A 17,193-nucleotide genomic window follows, 5' to 3' on the forward strand; every position below is an offset into this window, starting at 1 on the left:
GTTCCCATCAGCCATCGCATCAAGAAATGCGCCTGGAACGACGACTATCTCATCAATGCCATCACTCATATGCGATAGCCCTGCCTTGAGGGGGGAGATGTCGGCGAAGGCGACAGAGGGGGTCGCCTCGCGTAGAGCGCTAACCTCCGACTGTCGTAAGGGAGGTCGAATCCAGTCGAACCGACCCCCTCTGGCCTGCCGGCTATCTCGCCCTCAAGAGGGGAGATCACCCTGCCCTCAAATATGCACCGCCCGCCCGAGCGCCTTCAGCGCCGCTTCCTGAAAACCCTCCCCTTGCGTCGGGTGGGCGTGGATGGTGCCGGCAATGTCCTCCAGACGCGCGCCCATTTCCAGGGCCAGGCCGAAGGCCGTCGACAGTTCCGACACGCCTTGGCCGACCGCCTGGATGCCGAGCACCAGATGGTTGTCGGCGCGGGCAACGACCCGGACAAAGCCCTCCTCACCCATCTTCGTCATCGCCCGGCCATTGGCGGCGAAGGGGAACAATCCGACCTTGATTTCGCCGCCGAGCCCCTTTGCCTCCTCCGGCGACAGGCCTGCGGTGATCAGCTCCGGATCGGTGAAGCAGATAGCGGGAATGCAGCGTTTGTCCCAGCTGCACTTGTGGCCGGCGACGATCTCGGCGACCATTTCGCCTTGCGCCATCGCCCGGTGCGCCAGCATCGGCTCGCCGGTGACGTCGCCAACGGCAAAGATGCCGCGCATCGAGGTGCGGCACTGGTCGTCGATGCGGATGAATTTTCCCGCCATGTCGAGATCGATCTGCTCCAGCCCCCAGTCTTCGACCACCGGCTTGCGCCCGACGGTGACCAGAATCCTGTCGGCAACGATCTTGGCATTCTTGCCGTCCTTCGTCTCGACCAGCAGCGCATCGCCCTTGGTCGACAACCCCTTGGCCTTGGCGCCCACAAGCACCTCGATACCGAGCTCGGCGAGCCGCTTCACGACCGGCCGGGTCAGTTCGGCATCATATTGCGCCAGTACGCGCGGCAAAGCCTCGACCACGGTCACCCTGGCGCCCATCTTCGCGAAGGCGATGCCGAGCTCCAGCCCGATGTAGCCGCCACCGACGACGGCAAGCCTTTCCGGCACTTCGCTCAGCGCCAGCGCTTCGGTGGACGAGATCACCAGGCCACCGAAGGGCAGCGACGGCAATTCGACCGACGCCGAGCCCGTGGCGATCACCACCGTCTCGGCGCGGACCACCTGCATCCCGGTTTCGGTCTGGACCTCGACGGTCTTGCCGTCACGGAATTTCGCCCAGCCGTGCACGGTCTTGACCCCGGCCTTCTTCAACAGGCCGGCAACACCGCTGTTAAGCCGGCTAACGATGCCGTCCTTCCAGGCGATGGTCGTTTCGAGATCAATCGATGGTGTTGCGATTGAAATGCCGAGCGGGCTCTTGCCGCCGGCCAAGTGCGACGCCTTTTCGAACTCTTCGGCCGCATGGATCAGCGCCTTGGACGGGATGCAGCCGACATTGAGACAGGTGCCGCCCGGTTTACCGAACTCGACGATAACCGTGTCGATGCCAAGCTGCCCGGCGCGGATGGCGCAGACATAGCCGCCGGGACCGGCGCCGATGACGAGCAGCTTGCAGGAGATTTCCTTCATCATGGCACCTTAGTTCGACGAGCCGGCGGGACAGCACCCCCCTCTGTCCTACTGGACATCTCCCCCTCAAGGGGGGAGATTGGCAGCTTTCGCGCTCGGCTTAGTCCTGCAAAGCTGGAGATTGGCGAAAGGCGGGATGACGGCCAATCTCCCCCCTTGAGGGGGAGATGCCCGGTAGGGCAGAGGGGGGCGCGAAGGATCGCTACTGCTCTCATCCCGCGCCCCTGCGATCCTCTATTCATCTCCTCAATCCACAAAAATCAGCGCTGGCGTTTCCAGCAGCGCCTTTATCCGCTGGATGAACACCGCAGCGTCCCAGCCGTCGATGACGCGGTGGTCGAAGCTGGAGGACAGGTTCATCATCTTGCGCGGGATGAACTGGGTGCCGTCCCACACCGGCCGCATCATCATCTTGTTGACGCCGAGGATCGCCACTTCCGGATGATTGATCACAGGCGTCGTCGCCACACCGCCCATGGCCCCGAGCGAAGTGATGGTGATGGTCGATCCAGAGAGCTCGTCGCGCGTCGCCGTGCCGGATTTTGCCGCCTCAGCCAGCCTGACAACCTCGGCTGCGCAATCCCAGATGTCGCGCGCCTCGGCGTGCTTGACCACCGGCACCACCAGCCCCGACGGGGTCTGCGCGGCGATGCCGATATGGACCCCGCCATGCTGGTGGATTATGCCCGCCTCGTCGTCGAACAGCGCGTTGAGGTTTGGCTGGTCGGCGATCGCCTTGACCATCGCCCGCATCAGAAACGGCAGCAGCGTCAGCTTCGGCCTGTCCGCGCCCGGCCGCTTCTCCTTGTTGAGCGCGGCGCGCAAATCCTCGAGCGCGGTGACGTCGATCTCTTCGACATAGGTGATGTGCGGGATGCGCGATTTGGCCAGCGTCATCTTCTCGGCGATCTTTCGCCTGAGCCCGACTATTTTGATATCCTCGACCGCCTCGTTGCGGACAAGCCCGGAGATCTTGGCGGGCCCGGGTCCGCGCGCCAGGAAAGCTTCGATGTCCTCATGCTGGATACGGCCGGCCGGGCCGCTCCCCACAATTTGCCGCAGGTCGATGCCGGCCTCTTTCGCCCTGAGGCGGACGGCCGGCGAGGCCAGCGGCTTTTCGCCCTCCGGACGCCGCGCGCCGGAGATCGGCGCAGTACCCCCGCCGGAGGGGAATTCCGTTGCCGGCTCACTTTCGCGCACAGAAGCGCTTCCTGACGGAGGTGGGACTGGTTTGGCGTCGGCCTTGGGAGCCGAAGCTCGTCCCCCTCCCCCTTGTGGGGGTCCGAAGGACGGGCGAGACCCGTGGCTCGCCCCGGCAAGGTTAGGGGTGGGGGTACGCTTGGCGCCCGCCTCAACGTCCCGTGGCGGCTTGACGTTACCCTCGCCGGCCACCTTCAGGCGCACGATGGGCGAGCCGATCGCCACCGTGTCGCCGATCTCCGCACCCAGCCAGAGGATCTCACCATCGACGGGCGAGGGAATCTCGACCGTTGCCTTGTCGGTCATCACAGCGGCCAGCACGGCGTCCTCGCGCACGAGATCGCCGACCTTGACCTGCCATTCGACCAGCTCGGCCTCGGCGACGCCTTCACCGACATCGGGTAGCTTGATGACATATTCGCCCATCGTCTTCCCCCTCAGGCTTCCATCGTTTCGACGAGCGCGCGGCCTAGCCGCGCAGGACCGGGAAAATAGTCCCACTCCTGCGCATGCGGATAGGGCGTGTCCCAGCCGGTGACCCGCGCCACCGGCGCCTCCAGATGGTGGAAGCAGTTCTCCTGAACCAGCGCCGAAAGTTCGGCGCCGAACCCCGATGTCAGCGTCGCCTCGTGCACGACCACGCAGCGCCCGGTCTTGCTGACCGAGGCGACGATCGTCTCGAGGTCGAGCGGCAGCAGCGTTCTCAGATCGATGATCTCGGCATCGATGCCGGTCTCCTCGGCCGCCGCCTGGGCGACATAGACCATCGTGCCGTAGGCAAGTACGGTGACCGCAGCGCCCTGTCTGCGGATCACCGCCTTGCCGAGCGGCACCGTGTAATGGCCGTCGGCGACTTCGCCAAGCTCGTGTTTCGACCATGGTGTTACCGGCCGCTCGTGATGACCGTCGAAGGGTCCGTTATAAAGCCGCTTCGGTTCCAGGAAGATCACTGGGTCGGGATCCTCTATCGCGGCGATCAGCAAGCCCTTGGCGTCATGCGGGTTCGAGGGCACCACGACTTTCAGCCCGGAGACGTGGGTGAACAGCGCCTCCGGGCTCTGGCTGTGGGTCTGGCCACCAAAAATGCCGCCGCCGGTGGGCATCCTGACCACGATCGGGCAGGTGAAGTCGCCGTTCGATCGATAGCGCAGCCGCGCCGCTTCCGAGACGATCTGGTCATAGGCCGGATAAACATAGTCGGCAAACTGCACCTCGACGCAAGGCTTCAGCCCGTAGGCGGCCATGCCGATGGCCGCGCCGACAATGCCGGATTCGCTGATCGGCGCATCGAAGCAGCGGCTCTTGCCGTATTTCGCCTGCAGGCCTTGCGTACAGCGGAAGACGCCGCCGAAGAAGCCGACATCTTCGCCGAAGACGATGACACGCCCGTCGCGCGCCATCGACACGTCCATGGCGTCGCGGATTGCCTCGATCATGGTCCGTCGCGGCATGGTCAGACTCCCGCCTGCTGGCGCTGGCGCCTGAGGTGCGGCGGCATCTCGGCATAGACGCCCTCGAACATATCGCGCGCCGAGGGCTTGCCGCCGGCATGCAGCGTGCCGTGGCGCTCGGCCTCCCGCTGCGCCGAAATCACCGTGTCGAGGATTTCCGCCTCGGCCTGGGCGTGGCGTTCGTCCGACCAGACGCCGCGCTGGATGAGGTGGTTCTTCAGCCTGACGATCGGGTCGCCGAGCGGCCAGGCGTCGGACTCGGCCTTCGGCCGGTAGGCCGACGGGTCATCGGAGCTGGAATGGGCGCCGACGCGGTAAGTGACATATTCGACCAGCGTCGGCCCGAGATTGTTGCGCGCCCGCTCCGCCGCCCATTTGGCCACCGCATGGACGGCGAGATAGTCATTGCCGTCGACGCGCAGCGACGGGATGCCGAAGCCCAGTCCGCGGGCAGCAAAAGTGCCGGAGCCGCCCCGGGCGATGCCCTGGAAGGTCGAAATCGCCCACTGGTTGTTGACGACGTTGAGCACGACCGGCGCCTTGTAGGTCGAGGCGAACACCAGCGCCGAATGGAAGTCGGACTCGGCGGTCGAGCCGTCGCCGATCCAGGCGGCGGCGATCTTCTGGTCATTGCTGATCGCCGAAGCCATCGCCCAGCCGACTGCCTGGATGTACTGCGTTGCCAGGTTGCCGGAGATCGAGAAAAAGCCGTGCTCCTTCGACGAGTACATGATCGGCAGCTGTCGGCCTTTCAGCGGATCGGCCTCGTTCGAATAGATCTGGTTCATCATCGTGACCATCGGATAGCCGTCGGCGATGAGCAGCCCAGCCTGCCGATAGGTCGGAAAATTCATGTCGCCCGGCGCCAGCGCCTTGCGGAAGGCGCAGCTCACCGCCTCTTCGCCGAGATGCTGCATGTAGAAGGAAGTCTTGCCCTGGCGCTGCGCCATCTGCATGCGCGCATCGAAGCTGCGCAGCGTCACCATATGGCGCAGCCCCTCCAGCAGTTCCTCGTCGGAAAGCAGGCCGGCCCACGGCCCGACCGCCTCGCCGGCGCGGTTGAGCACACGAATGATCGAGAACGCCAGATCGCGGATGGTGCGTGGATCGACGTCGATCTCGGGGCGCGGCACCGAGCCGGCCTTGGGGATGGTCACGTCTGAAAAATCCGGCGTGCCGCCCGGCCGCACCTCCGGCTCCGGAACATGGAAGCGCAACATTCCGGCATCGGCCATGATCTCGGTCCTCCACTGTTGCCCGGCGCGATATTTGCACACCGCCGGACCAGTGCCAATTCGTTGGCCGAGGCTTCCCTGCCGCCGACGTTGGCTACCCCGACAGACAAGATGCAGATATGTCGGCGAAATTTCTTGTCGATCTTCCCGATCGGCGCGCAATTTGGCGAATGATTGCGCCGGGTTTCCCGCCAGATAAGACAATGCGTCGGATTGGGGCCTCGCGCGGCGCCCCTTTCCTTCTCCCCTTGTGGGCCTGTTGCGTAATTCGCTGATTGTGATTCTCTGAGGTGGACGGTCTGAGGGAATCGCGATGGCAGTGAAGCAGACGGGCCAGTTGAGCTTGGCGGAGGCTTTTCTAGGCACCAAGCTTGTGGGCGGCACTTCGCCGCTCGACCGATTGTCGGGTCTTGTGAAGTGGTATCGGTTTGAGAAACTGCTCAACCCTCTGCGTGATGGCGGTCCGGGTCGATCCGCTATGTCGGGCTGGCCAAGGCGACCGCCCAGGTGACGATGGCGGCGATCGCCTTCAACATGCGCCGATGGGCCGCTATCGCGGGATAGGTGCGCCTGAGTTCCGCCCATACAGGGTCGGACGACCGCCTGAAACCCCAAACAAGACGTCAAATCCCCCGCAAACAAGCGAACAACCGCCGCAACCCCGCCGCCGCAAGCTTTTGCTCATGACTGCCCAACAGGTCCCTTGTGGGAGAAGGTGTCGCCGAAGGCGACGGATGAGGGGTGTTCCAGCTTGGCAAGGACGGCACTCCGTCCAACACCCCTCTTCCGTCTTGGCGCTGCGCGCCAATCCACCTTCTCCCACAAGGGGAGAAGGAAAGGAGGAGCGACTCCGTTCACCCCGCGCCCGCGTCATGCTAATCAGCGCCCATGGCACAGAAGAAAGCATACGAGGTCGATTCATGGCTCGCGAAGCCGGATCCGCGCGTCTCGATCGTGCTGCTTTACGGTCCCGATCGTGGGCTGGTCGCCGAGCGGGCAAAGGCCTTTGCCGCCAGGACCGGCCTGCCGCTCGACGATCCGTTCTCGGTGGTCAGGCTGGACGGATCGGAGGTCGATCGCGACGAGGGCCGCCTGCTCGACGAGGCGCGCACCGTGCCGATGTTTTCGGAGCGGCGCCTGCTATGGGTGCGCAACGCCGGCGCTCAGAAGGCGCTTGCCGACGACGTCAAGGCGCTGACCGCCGAGCCGCCGCGCGATGCCATTATCCTGATTGAGGCCGGCGACCTGAAGAAGGGCGTCGGCCTGCGCGCCGTGGTGGAGGCGGCGGACAATGCCATGGCTCTGCCTTGCTATGCCGATGAGGCCAGGGACATTGACACGGTCATCGACGACGAACTGCGCAAGGCTGGCATGTCGATGACGCTGGAGGCGCGGCAGGCGCTGCGCCGCAACCTCGGCGGCGACCGGCTGGCCTCGCGCGGCGAGATCGAAAAGCTGGTGCTTTATGCGCATGGCCAGGCCGAAATCGGCCTCGACGACGTCAAGGCGACATCCGGCGATGTCTCCGGCCTCTCCTTCGATGCGGCCGTCGACGCCCTGCTCGAAGGCAGGATCGCCGACTTCGACACCGCCTTCACCCGCCATTGCCAGTCTGGCGGCCAGCCCTTCCTGGTGCTTTCATCGGCGATGCGGCAGTTGCAGACGATCCAGGCGATGCGCGGCCTGATCGACGCCGGCGGCCGCAATGCCGCTTCGGTCGTAGCCGCGGCGCGCCCGCCGGTGTTTTTCTCCAGGCGCAAGCTGGTCGAGAAAGCCCTCGAACGCTGGAGCAGCGAGGCGCTCGGCCGCGCCCTGACCCGCTTGCAGACGGCGGTGCTGCAAACGCGCCGGCGGCCCGATCTGTCGATCGCGCTGGCACGCCAGGCGCTGCTCGGCATTGCCGTGGAAAGCGCAAGGCTGGCGCAGAGGTAAGCTCGCTTCGAGCAGATGGCAGCTTCAACTCAGTCGGAGACGACAATCATTGAGGCTGGCGCCGCCCCTCATGCCCTACCGGGCATTTCTCCCCGTAAACGGGGAGAAAGAAGCCGGCCGCAACGCCGGCACCTTCTTGCAATGCTGGAGATCGGCAAAACCGTCGAAGACAGCGCCCTTCTCCCCGTCACTATACGGGGAGAAGATGCCGGCAGGCAGATGAGGGGCGGCGCCAACACCCCGAACAGGAGCGAATTCTTGTCAGAACGGCAGTCGATTCACGAGTAGTTTGCCGGCTAAGGTACCGGGCCATACCTACTCCCGCTTCAGCCTGCGGCAAAGCTCATCGAGTTGCTCCAGCGTCCGGTAGGCGACGCTGATCACGCCGCCGCGCTGGTTGTGCTCGATCGTGACGATCATGCCGATCGTGCTGGTCATCTGCCGCTCCAGCGCCAGTGTATCGGCATCCTTTTGCGGCGGTGCGGCGGGTTGGCGTTTTGCCGCCGGCGCGCCGACCGGCATCTGCGCCAGCGCCTCGGCCTGGCGCACCGAAAGCCCCTCATCGATGATTCGCTTGGCGAGCCCGGCCGGGTCGTCGGCCGTCACCAAGGTACGGGCGTGGCCGGCCGACAGCGCCCCATCGACCAGCATGTCGCGAATGACGTCGGGCAGCTTGAGCAGCCTCAGCGTGTTGGCGACATGGCTGCGGCTCTTGCCGATCACCTGGCCGAGATCGGCCTGGGTATAGCCGTGGTCGTCGATCAGCTGCTGGTAGCCCAGCGCTTCCTCGACCGGGTTGAGGTCGGTGCGCTGGACGTTTTCGATGATCGCCAGTTCGAGCGCCGTGCGATCGTTGACATCGCGCACAATGATCGGGATTTCGGTCAGCCCGGCGCGTTGCGCCGCACGCCAACGACGCTCGCCGGCGATAATCTCGTAGCGGCCCGTTTGGGTTTTCGACGGCCGCGCCACCACCGGCTGCACCACGCCGTGTTCGCGGATCGACTGGGCGAGGTCGGTCAGGTCGGCGTCGCCAAAATGCCGCCGCGGGTTTTTCGGGTTAGGGCTGAGGAACTCGATCGGCACCTTGCCGTCGGCCGCCAGCCCCGGCTTTTCCGGTGCCGCCGGGCGATCGATTTCGCCGATCAGGGCCGCCAATCCCCGGCCCAGTCTCTTTCTCGAAGGGTCTTCGTTCATCGTCCGTCCAGATCGTTTCGGTATCGAATCGCTTGTTGGCTACTGTTAGGCGGCACGCAATTTGCGCTCGCGGCGGATCACTTCGGAAGCAAGCTGCAGATAGGCCTGGCTGCCCGAGCATTTGAGGTCGTAGAGAATCGCCGGCTTGCCATAGGACGGCGCCTCGGAAACGCGGACATTGCGCGGGATGACGGTTTCATAGACCTTGTCGCCCATATGCGCCCGTACATCCTGCACCACCTGGTTGGCGAGATTGTTGCGCCCGTCGAACATCGTCAGCACTATGCCCTGGATCGTCAGATCGGGGTTGATTGAACGGCGCACCTGCTCGACCGTCTCCAACAGCTGGCTCAGGCCCTCCAGCGCGAAGAATTCACACTGCAGCGGTACCAGCACCGAATCGGCCGCAGCCATCGAATTCAGCGTCAGCAGATTGAGCGAAGGCGGGCAATCGATCAGCACATAGCCGAAATTGGCCGAGCGCTCGGCCGAAGCCCGCAGCGCGTTGCGCAGCCGCAGCACCCGGTCCGGCGCCGAGGCGATTTCCATCTCGATGCCGAGCAGATCGAGCGTCGACGGCACGATCGACAGGCCGGGCACCGCCGTCGGGATCGCCGCCGCTTCCAGGTCGAGTTCGCCGGTCAGCACATCATAGGACGAGACGGTGCGGTCGCGCCGGTCGATGCCAAGCCCGGTGCTGGCGTTGCCCTGCGGGTCGAGATCGACGATCAGCACCTGTTCGCCTATAGCGGCCAGCGCGGTGGCCAGATTGATGGCCGTCGTCGTCTTGCCGACGCCGCCCTTCTGGTTGGCGACGGTGATGATTCGGGGGCCGTTCTTCATCATGGGTCTATGCCAGAAATTCATTCGGGGTCGCCGGTCACTAGCCAGGGTGCTGTCGCAAGTCGGATATTTCGAGAACGACGCCCTGCGCGTCGGTTACACTGGCATGTTCTACCAGATCGAAAGACCATCGTTGAGCGCTTTCTGCCACTTCGGCGCGGTAATCCCGGCCTTTGTGAAACAGGCCGCGCGCGCCCTTCGTAAGCCACGGCGCCGCCAGGTGGAGCAGGGCCGGCAGCGAGGCGAGCGCCCTGGCCGTGACGATTTGCGGTGCAGGAACAAGAGGATAGCTGTCGTCTATGCGTCGCGCGATGACCTTGGCAGGCAGGCTGAACTGTCCGACGACCGCTTGCAGGAACGATGCTTTTTTCCGATTGCTTTCAACCAGGTCGATGCTGGCCCCTTCACGCTCGACCACTAGAAAGGCCAGCACAAGCCCGGGAAAACCGCCGCCGGAGCCGAGATCGACCCAGCGCTTCGCGTCTGGTTTGATTCGCGCCAGTTGCGCGCTGTCGAGGATGTGGCGGCGCCAGACATCGTCCTGCGTCGATTGCGCGGCCAGATTGATCCGGCGATTCCATTTCTGGAAGACGGCCTCGAACTCGACCAGACGATCGAATGTTTCACGTGAAACCGGGCCTGCTGCCTGTTGCAGGTTCGCCCAGGACGCAGCGCTCACGCGACCTGCTTTCGCGCGGCCGCCTCGGCGTTGCGGACATGCGCGACGATAATCGCCAGCGCCGCCGGCGTCATGCCTTCCATACGCTGCGCGTCAGCGATGGAACGCGGCTGGCGTGCCAGCATCTTTTGCTTCAGCTCATTGGACAGGCCGGGAACAGAAGCAAAGTCGAGCGACTCGGGAATAAGCCGGCTCTCCTCAAGCCTGATCTGCGAGACGTCCGCCTGCTGGCGGTCGAGATAGACGGAATATTTGGCTTCCGTTTCAAGACGTTCGGCCGTTTTGGCGTCGATTGCTCCAAAAGCAGGTTCGATGCGCCCCAGCCAGGCGATGTCGACACCGGGATAGGCCAGCAACTCATAGGCCGAGCGGCGTACGCCGTCCCGGTTGATCTCGAGCCCATGGCGCGCCGCCTCATTCGGGGTCATCGTGGTGCCGAGGGCGAGCTGCCGCGCCTTATCAAGGCCTTGCACGACAGTGTTGAACCGTTGCGTTCGCTCCGGCGAGGCGATCCCCAGTCTCATCGCCAGCGGCGTCAGCCGCTCATCGGCATTGTCCGCACGCAGCGACAGCCGGAACTCGGCCCGCGAGGTGAACATGCGGTAGGGCTCGGCGATGCCGCGGCTGGTCAAGTCGTCGACCATCACGCCGATATAGGCATCGGTGCGGCTTAGCAGGATTTCATCGCTCGCCGACGCCTTGCGCGCTGCATTCAAGCCGGCAAGCAGCCCTTGCGCGCCAGCCTCCTCGTAGCCGGTGGTTCCGTTGATCTGGCCGGCGAGGTAAAGCCCGGCGATCCGCTTGGTTTCCAGCGTCGGCTTGAGTTCGCGTGGGTCGACATGGTCATATTCGATGGCATAGCCGGGCTGCAGCATCGTTGCCCGCTCCAGCCCCGGAATGGTTTTCAGGATGTCGAGCTGTACGTCCTCGGGCAGCGAGGTCGAGATGCCGTTCGGGTACACCGTGTCGTCGTCGAGCCCTTCTGGCTCCAGAAAAATCTGGTGGCCTTCGCGGTCACCGAACTTGACGATCTTGTCTTCGATGGACGGGCAATAACGCGGCCCGACGCCTTCGATTGACCCCGAATACATCGCCGAGCGGCCAAGATTGGCGCGAATCAGCTCATGCGTGGCATTGGTCGTGCGCGTAATCCCGCAATGGATCTGCGGGTTTTCGATGCGGTCGGTGAGCAGCGAGAACGGCACGGGATCTTCATCCGCCGCCTGGCTCTCAAGCGACGCCCAATCGATCGTCCTGCCGTCCAGCCGCGGCGGCGTGCCGGTCTTCAGCCGCCCGAGCCTGAAGCCGGCGCGGCTCATCGTCGCCGACAGGCCGATGCTCGCTTGCTCGTTCATGCGGCCGGCGACGATTTTCTTCTCGCCAATATGAATCAGCCCGCGCAGAAAGGTGCCGGTCGTCAGCACCACGGCGCCACAGGCGAGCCTGCTTCCATCCGCCAGCAGCACCGCCGTGATGCGCCCATCGTCGATTTCCCCGTCATTGATGTCGAAGTCCAGCACCTCGCCTTCAATGACATCGAGGCCGGCCTGCTGCCGGATTGCCGCCTGCATGGCGAGCCGATAGAGCTTCCTGTCGGCTTGCGTCCGCGGACCGCGGACCGCTGGCCCCTTACGACGGTTGAGCAGACGGAACTGGATGCCGGCCGCATCGGCGACGCGCCCCATCAGCCCGTCCATGGCATCGATCTCGCGAACCAGATGGCCTTTGCCGAGGCCGCCAATCGCCGGGTTGCAGGACATCACACCGATCGTGTCGAAGCGCAGCGTCACCAGCGCGGTTCTGGCGCCGGCACGCGCGGCAGCACTGGCCGCCTCGCACCCAGCATGGCCGCCACCCACCACAACCACATCATAGCGATTGGTCATCTGTATCTTCCGGTTCGAATCTGCCGACACATGTGCCCGCCGGGACGAGCTGTCAAGAACAGAGAGGCTTCAGGCGCATAACTGCGCTGACCATTGCAGATAGAGAACGCCCGGCGCTGCCCTGTCTGCCTTCTCCCTTTGTGGGAGAAGGTGGATTGGCGCGCAGCGCCAAGACGGTTGAGGGGTGCTGGACGGAGCACTGTTGGTGCCAAGCTGGAACACCCCTCATCCAACCGAGCTTCGCTCGGCCACCTTCTCCCACAGGGAGGCCTTTGCAGAGAAGGCGCATAGATATGCGATTTGAGGCATATATGCTTTTTTGAGCGTCGGAGAGCGCTGCTTGGCCGTTCAGCGCGGCATTTTTCAGGATAATCGGCTCATCCGCCCGATTACGGACGGACTCCTGCTTATGCCGGCTTCTCGCCAGGCGGATGGAGGGTGCCGACCATGCGGCGCAGGTTGTAGGCGCAGGCCGCCAGCATGCACTGCGTTCGGTTGGCGGCGAGGTTGAAGAAGCGCAGGCGCCGCATGGCATAGCTCTCCTTGAACACGGCGAAGGGTCGCTCGACCGCCGCCCGCACCTTGGCGATCAGCTGGTTGCGCCGCTTCTGGCGCGGCGGCAACTCGGGATGATGTTTGTTGGGCCGCCGCATCAGGCGGTCCTTGATGCCTGCCTCGACCAGCCGGGCATGTCTGGCGTGGGTATAATAAGCCTGATCGCCATAGACCGCCCTTTCATCGCCGCTGATCAGTGCGTCGGCCGGCTCGGTGTCGGTGACCGAAGCGTCGCTCACCTCGACGCGCCGGATCAGCGTATGATCCTGGTCGACGCCGATGTGCATCTTGTAGCCGAAGGTGCTCTTCTTGCCCTTCTTGCCCCAGCGCGCATCCTTGTCCGCCGATGGCTTGACCGGGCCCTGGTGGCCCTTCTTGGGCTGTTTCGGCGGGCGGCCGCGAGCTTGCAGGAACGAGGCATCGACCAGCGTGCCGCGCTTGACGATCAGGCCCTTGTCCTCAAGCTGGCGGTTGATCTCCTCGAACACCTTGTCGATCAGCCGCTCGCGCGTCAGCTCCTCGCGGAAGCGCCACAGCGTCGAATGGTCGGGCGTGCGGTCCGAAAGGCTGAAGCCGGCAAAGCGGCGGAACGACAGCCGGTCGCGGATCTGTGCCTCAAGCGCTGGATCGCTCAGCCCATGCCATGCGCCCAACAAAAGGCAGCGCATCAGCACTGGCGCCGGATAGCTGGCCGTGCCCGGCCCGGCTCCGCTGCGTGCGCCCAAAAGCCCGTCGATCGGACCCCAGTCGATCTCCTTCGCAACAAGATCGAAGATCGTCTCATCCGACACCGCAAGGCCGTCCGCCAAGCTCAATTGACCAAGCACACGATCAACCATCCGCGAATCTCCCGTAGCGACCATGCCACAGAATCACCAATCCGATTCTGTGCAAAGGCCTCACAGGGGGAGAAGGCGAGGGCCGCACCTAACCCCCTCAACCTGCAGCACCTGCGACATTTGCACAGCGAATCGTTTCACGTGAAACAATGCCCCCACTGACCGCCCAGCGTTTCACGTGAATCACTGGGGCGTATTCTTCCCAATGTTTCACGTGAGTCACTTGCCGATACAGAATTGCGAAAAGATCACGTCGAGCATATCCTCGACATCGACCGCGCCGACGATCCGTCCGAGCCGATCCGCCGCCAGGCGCAGTTCCTCGGCGCGCAATTCCTGTCCGCGGTCACTACTTGCCGCTGCCGCAAGCAGGAAGCGTTTCGTCTCATTGAGCAGCTCGACGTGCCGCAGCCGCGACGGCAGGATATCGCCGGCCTGGCCGATCTGCGCTGCGGCGTGCCGCCCGATCTCGTCCAGCAATTCGGCCAATCCCGTGCCGTCCTGCGTCGAGATAGCGATATCGTAGTGCGCCGCAGGCGAGGGTGATTTGCCCCTCAGAAGATCAACCTTCGTTCCGACCCTCAGCGCCGGAATGGCGCCCGGCAGCACACCGATCGCCATTGGCTCAGCCATCTCCTCAAGCAGCAGCAGCAGGTCCGCACTGTGCGCCTTGGCCCTGGCCTTCTCGATGCCGATCGCCTCGATCTTGCCGGGCGCCTCGCGCAGACCGGCGGTGTCGGTTACCCGGACCCGCACCCCTTCGAGGTCCAGCACCACCTCGAGCAGGTCGCGGGTCGTGCCCGGCTCATCGGTGACGATCGCCGCCTCGCGCCGCGCCAGAGCGTTGAACAGGCTGGATTTGCCGGCATTCGGCGCACCGAGGATGACGACTTCGAACCCGTCGCGAATGATTTCGGCAGCGCGGAAGCCGGCGACATGGCGCTCGATCTCGGCGATCATGGCCCGCACGTCGGACCAGACTGTGTCGGCGACCGAACCCGGCACGTCGTCCTCGTCGGCAAAATCGATCTCGGCCTCGATCATCGCGCGGGCGTGGATCAGCCGTCGGCGCCAGCCCAGATAGAGTTCGCTCTGCACGCCTTCGGCATTGTGCACGGCAAAGCGCCGCTGCGCCTCGGTGTCGGCATTGATGAGATCGGCCAGCGCCTCGGTTTCGACCAGATCGAGCTTGCCGTTGACAAAGGCGCGGCGGGTGAATTCACCCGGCTCGGCATGCCTAACGCCGTCGAAGGAGGTGATCGTTTCCAGCATCTTCGCCACGACGGCGCGTCCGCCATGCACATGGAACTCGGCAACGTCCTCGCCGGTAAAACTGTCGGGACCGGCAAAGAAGACGACCGGGCCGCTGTCCAGCACCGATCCGTCCGGCGCCCGTAACTTGCGATAGCTAGCAACGCGGTTCGGCACGGCCGATCCGGCAATCGTTTCGACTACGAATCGACTCTGCGGCCCCGAAATTCGGATCACCGCAATGCCGGCCGGCAGGCGCCCGCTCGACAGTGCCACGATGGAGTCTTTTGAAATCATTTGCCCGCTCTGCCGAAGCGCCCTAGCTATGCCTGTTCAATCCACCATCGAGTTGCGCCGTGACATTGCCTGCACAAAACCTGCTTGCCGAAGAGGCCAGTCCCTATCTGCAGCAGCACAGCGGCAATCCGGTGCACTGGCGGCCATGGTCGCCTGCCGCTCTGGCCGAAGCACAGGCGCTGCAGCGTCCGATCCTGCTGTCAGTCGGCTACGCTGCCTGCCACTGGTGCCACGTCATGGCGCATGAGAGCTTCGAGAACGACGGCGTCGCCGCCGTCATGAACCGTCTCTTCGTCAATATCAAGGTCGACCGCGAGGAGCGCCCCGACATCGACCAGATCTACATGGCGGCGCTGTCCTCGATGGGCGAGCAGGGCGGATGGCCGCTGACCATGTTCCTGACGCCGGACGGCAAGCCGTTCTGGGGCGGCACATACTTCCCTCGCGAAGCCCGCTACGGGCGCCCGGGCTTCGTCCAGGTGCTGGAGGCGGTCGACAAGGCTTGGCGGGAGAAGAAAGAAAGCGTTAACCAAAGCGCCGACGGTTTGACTACGCATGTCGAGGCGCGGCTGGCGGGCAGCCATGCCAAGGCCGTACTCGACAGCGACACGCTAGCGAAGCTCGCCAACGGCATTGACGGCATGATCGACCGCGAGCTGGGCGGCCTGCGCGGCGCACCCAAATTCCCCAACGCGCCGTTCATGCAGAGCCTCTGGCTGTCCTGGCTGCGCGACAGCACCGCAGCCCATCGTGACGCCGTTCTCCTCAGCCTCGAAAAGATGCTGGCCGGCGGCATCTACGACCATGTCGGCGGTGGCCTCAGTCGCTACTCGACCGACGCCGAATGGCTGGTGCCGCATTTCGAAAAGATGCTCTACGACAATGCCCAACTCGTCCGGCTGTGCAATTGGGCCTACGCGTCAACTGGCAAGGAATTGTTCCGGTTGCGAATCGAAGAAACGATTGCCTGGCTGTTGCGCGAAATGCGGGTCGAGGGCGGTGCCTTCGCTGCCAGTCTCGATGCCGACAGCGAAGGGGAAGAAGGGCTGTTCTATACCTGGAGCAAGGATGAGGTCGAGCTTGCCCTTGATGACGAATCAGCATTGTTTTTCAACTACTTCACACTTGCCGACCCGCATGGCTGGGAGGGCAAGCCGATCATCCGCCAGACAGAAGCCCAGCAGACGCAAAGTGTGATCGACCGCCAACAGCTCGTCCCTCTGAAAGAAAAATTGCTCGCGGCGAGGTCACAGCGCATCCGGCCAGGGCGTGACGGCAAGGCCCTGACCGACTGGAACGGCTTGATGATCGCAGCCCTTGCCGAGGCCGGGCGATCGCTTGGCCGATCCGACTGGATCGAAGCGGCGGCAGCGGGCTTTGCCGCCATTGCGGGCGCCGGACGTGACGGCCGCCTGCCGCATTCGATGCTCGGCGCAAAGAGGCTGTTCCCGGCCCTGTCGAGCGACTATGCCGCCATGACCAATGCGGCGGTCTCGCTGTTCGAGGCGACCGGCAATCCCGACTATATCGATCGCGCCAAGAACTTCATTGAGCAACTCGATCTCTGGCACCGGGACAGCGACAAGACCGGCTACTATCTGACCGCATCGGACAGCACGGATGTGCCGATCCGCATCCGCGGCGATGTCGACGAGGCCATTCCTTCCGCCACCGGGCAGATCATCGAAGCCATGGTCCGATTGTCGTCGCTGACCGGCGATCTCGATCTCTGGGAAAAAGCCTGGACAGTCGCCGAGCACGCGGCCGGGCGGGCGGAGCACCAGGGCTATGGCCAGGCGGGAATCGTCAATGCCTGTGCCCTGGCGCTCGAACCGCTGAAACTGGTGATCGTGGATGATTTGGCGAACCCGCAGCTCGTTCCGGTAGCGAATCGATCACCGGATCCACGAAGGGTTGACATTGTCGTGGCAACCCGCTCGGCAATAAACCTGCCGGCCCTACCAGGCGGCATTCTGCCGCCAACAGATAGGCCAGGCGCCTGGCTGTGCACCGGGCAGGTTTGCCTGCCGGTGGTAACGGAAGCCGAGGAACTTGAGCGGCATTTGCGGCGGTGATGGACCTGGCGCGACCCCTCCTTCTCCCCTTGTGGGCCTGTTGCGTAATTCGCTGATTGTGATTCTCTGAGGTGGACGGTCTGAGGGAATCGCGATGGCAGTGAAGCAGACGGGCCAG

12 protein-coding genes are annotated in these 17,193 nt (G+C 64.2%); 2 read left to right on the forward strand and 10 right to left on the reverse strand.

Annotated elements, in window-relative coordinates; genetic code table 11:
• Nucleotides 1–237: 237 nt before the first annotated feature.
• From lpdA to NKJ93_RS33155, 4 genes are all read right to left on the reverse strand, one after another.
• Complete coding sequence (gene lpdA / locus NKJ93_RS33140; RefSeq protein WP_023718741.1) at nt 238–1,635, reverse strand: dihydrolipoyl dehydrogenase; 1,398 nt, start codon at nt 1,633–1,635, stop codon at nt 238–240.
• A gap of 246 nt (nt 1,636–1,881) precedes the next feature.
• Nucleotides 1,882–3,261 carry a dihydrolipoamide acetyltransferase family protein gene (locus tag NKJ93_RS33145; RefSeq protein ID WP_352481320.1) on the reverse strand — a complete coding sequence of 460 codons (1,380 nt, stop codon included), beginning with the start codon at nt 3,259–3,261 and terminating at the stop codon, nt 1,882–1,884.
• A gap of 11 nt (nt 3,262–3,272) precedes the next feature.
• The gene (locus NKJ93_RS33150; protein WP_352481321.1) at nt 3,273–4,286 is read right to left on the reverse strand and encodes an alpha-ketoacid dehydrogenase subunit beta; all 1,014 of its coding nucleotides are present in this window, start codon (nt 4,284–4,286) and stop codon (nt 3,273–3,275) included.
• Between the two features lie 2 nt (nt 4,287–4,288).
• Nucleotides 4,289–5,521, reverse strand: coding sequence for a 3-methyl-2-oxobutanoate dehydrogenase (2-methylpropanoyl-transferring) subunit alpha (locus NKJ93_RS33155; RefSeq protein WP_023718744.1), 1,233 nt, complete (start codon nt 5,519–5,521; stop codon nt 4,289–4,291).
• An 888-nt stretch (nt 5,522–6,409) separates the two neighbouring features.
• Here NKJ93_RS33155 and holA point away from each other — a divergent pair.
• Nucleotides 6,410–7,453: a DNA polymerase III subunit delta gene (holA, locus tag NKJ93_RS33160; protein WP_352593564.1), complete on the forward strand. Its 1,044-nt coding sequence runs from the start codon at nt 6,410–6,412 to the stop codon at nt 7,451–7,453.
• A 315-nt stretch (nt 7,454–7,768) separates the two neighbouring features.
• On the opposite strand, the gene NKJ93_RS33165 is transcribed toward holA, so the two are convergent.
• From NKJ93_RS33165 to mnmE, 6 genes are all read right to left on the reverse strand, one after another.
• Nucleotides 7,769–8,650, reverse strand: coding sequence for a ParB/RepB/Spo0J family partition protein (locus tag NKJ93_RS33165; protein WP_023718749.1), 882 nt, complete (start codon nt 8,648–8,650; stop codon nt 7,769–7,771).
• Between the two features lie 45 nt (nt 8,651–8,695).
• Nucleotides 8,696–9,496: a ParA family protein gene (locus NKJ93_RS33170; protein ID WP_084642633.1), complete on the reverse strand. Its 801-nt coding sequence runs from the start codon at nt 9,494–9,496 to the stop codon at nt 8,696–8,698.
• Nucleotides 9,497–9,533: 37 nt separating this feature from the next.
• The gene (gene rsmG, locus NKJ93_RS33175; protein ID WP_352593567.1) at nt 9,534–10,172 is read right to left on the reverse strand and encodes a 16S rRNA (guanine(527)-N(7))-methyltransferase RsmG; all 639 of its coding nucleotides are present in this window, start codon (nt 10,170–10,172) and stop codon (nt 9,534–9,536) included.
• Entirely contained in the window at nt 10,169–12,058 is a 1,890-nt protein-coding gene (mnmG, locus tag NKJ93_RS33180; RefSeq protein ID WP_352593569.1) for a tRNA uridine-5-carboxymethylaminomethyl(34) synthesis enzyme MnmG, read from the reverse strand. Before mnmG ends, rsmG begins: the two co-directional genes overlap by 4 nt.
• A gap of 407 nt (nt 12,059–12,465) precedes the next feature.
• The gene (locus NKJ93_RS33185; protein WP_352593572.1) at nt 12,466–13,452 is read right to left on the reverse strand and encodes an IS5 family transposase; all 987 of its coding nucleotides are present in this window, start codon (nt 13,450–13,452) and stop codon (nt 12,466–12,468) included.
• Nucleotides 13,453–13,671: 219 nt separating this feature from the next.
• The gene (gene mnmE / locus NKJ93_RS33190) at nt 13,672–15,000 is read right to left on the reverse strand and encodes a tRNA uridine-5-carboxymethylaminomethyl(34) synthesis GTPase MnmE (protein WP_352593575.1); all 1,329 of its coding nucleotides are present in this window, start codon (nt 14,998–15,000) and stop codon (nt 13,672–13,674) included.
• Between the two features lie 59 nt (nt 15,001–15,059).
• Between mnmE and NKJ93_RS33195 the strand changes: the two genes are divergently transcribed.
• On the forward strand, nt 15,060–17,075 hold the full coding sequence (locus tag NKJ93_RS33195) for a thioredoxin domain-containing protein (RefSeq protein ID WP_352593578.1): 2,016 nt from the start codon (nt 15,060–15,062) through the stop codon (nt 17,073–17,075).
• Nucleotides 17,076–17,193: the final 118 nt, after the last annotated feature.

The organism is Mesorhizobium sp. M0028 (assembly GCF_040323855.1).
Classification (GTDB): Bacteria; Pseudomonadota; Alphaproteobacteria; order Rhizobiales; family Rhizobiaceae; genus Mesorhizobium.

Coding starts and splice junctions, on each gene's coding strand:
- mnmE (WP_352593575.1), bottom strand. CDS start 15,000: ATGATTTCAAAAGACTCCATCGTGGCACTGTCGAGCGGGCGCCTGCCG.
- NKJ93_RS33150 (WP_352481321.1), bottom strand. CDS start 4,286: ATGCCGCGACGGACCATGATCGAGGCAATCCGCGACGCCATGGACGTG.
- lpdA (WP_023718741.1), bottom strand. CDS start 1,635: ATGAAGGAAATCTCCTGCAAGCTGCTCGTCATCGGCGCCGGTCCCGGC.
- mnmG (WP_352593569.1), bottom strand. CDS start 12,058: ATGACCAATCGCTATGATGTGGTTGTGGTGGGTGGCGGCCATGCTGGG.
- holA (WP_352593564.1), top strand. CDS start 6,410: ATGGCACAGAAGAAAGCATACGAGGTCGATTCATGGCTCGCGAAGCCG.
- NKJ93_RS33165 (WP_023718749.1), bottom strand. CDS start 8,650: ATGAACGAAGACCCTTCGAGAAAGAGACTGGGCCGGGGATTGGCGGCC.
- NKJ93_RS33145 (WP_352481320.1), bottom strand. CDS start 3,261: ATGGGCGAATATGTCATCAAGCTACCCGATGTCGGTGAAGGCGTCGCC.
- NKJ93_RS33185 (WP_352593572.1), bottom strand. CDS start 13,452: ATGGTTGATCGTGTGCTTGGTCAATTGAGCTTGGCGGACGGCCTTGCG.
- NKJ93_RS33170 (WP_084642633.1), bottom strand. CDS start 9,496: ATGATGAAGAACGGCCCCCGAATCATCACCGTCGCCAACCAGAAGGGC.
- NKJ93_RS33155 (WP_023718744.1), bottom strand. CDS start 5,521: ATGGCCGATGCCGGAATGTTGCGCTTCCATGTTCCGGAGCCGGAGGTG.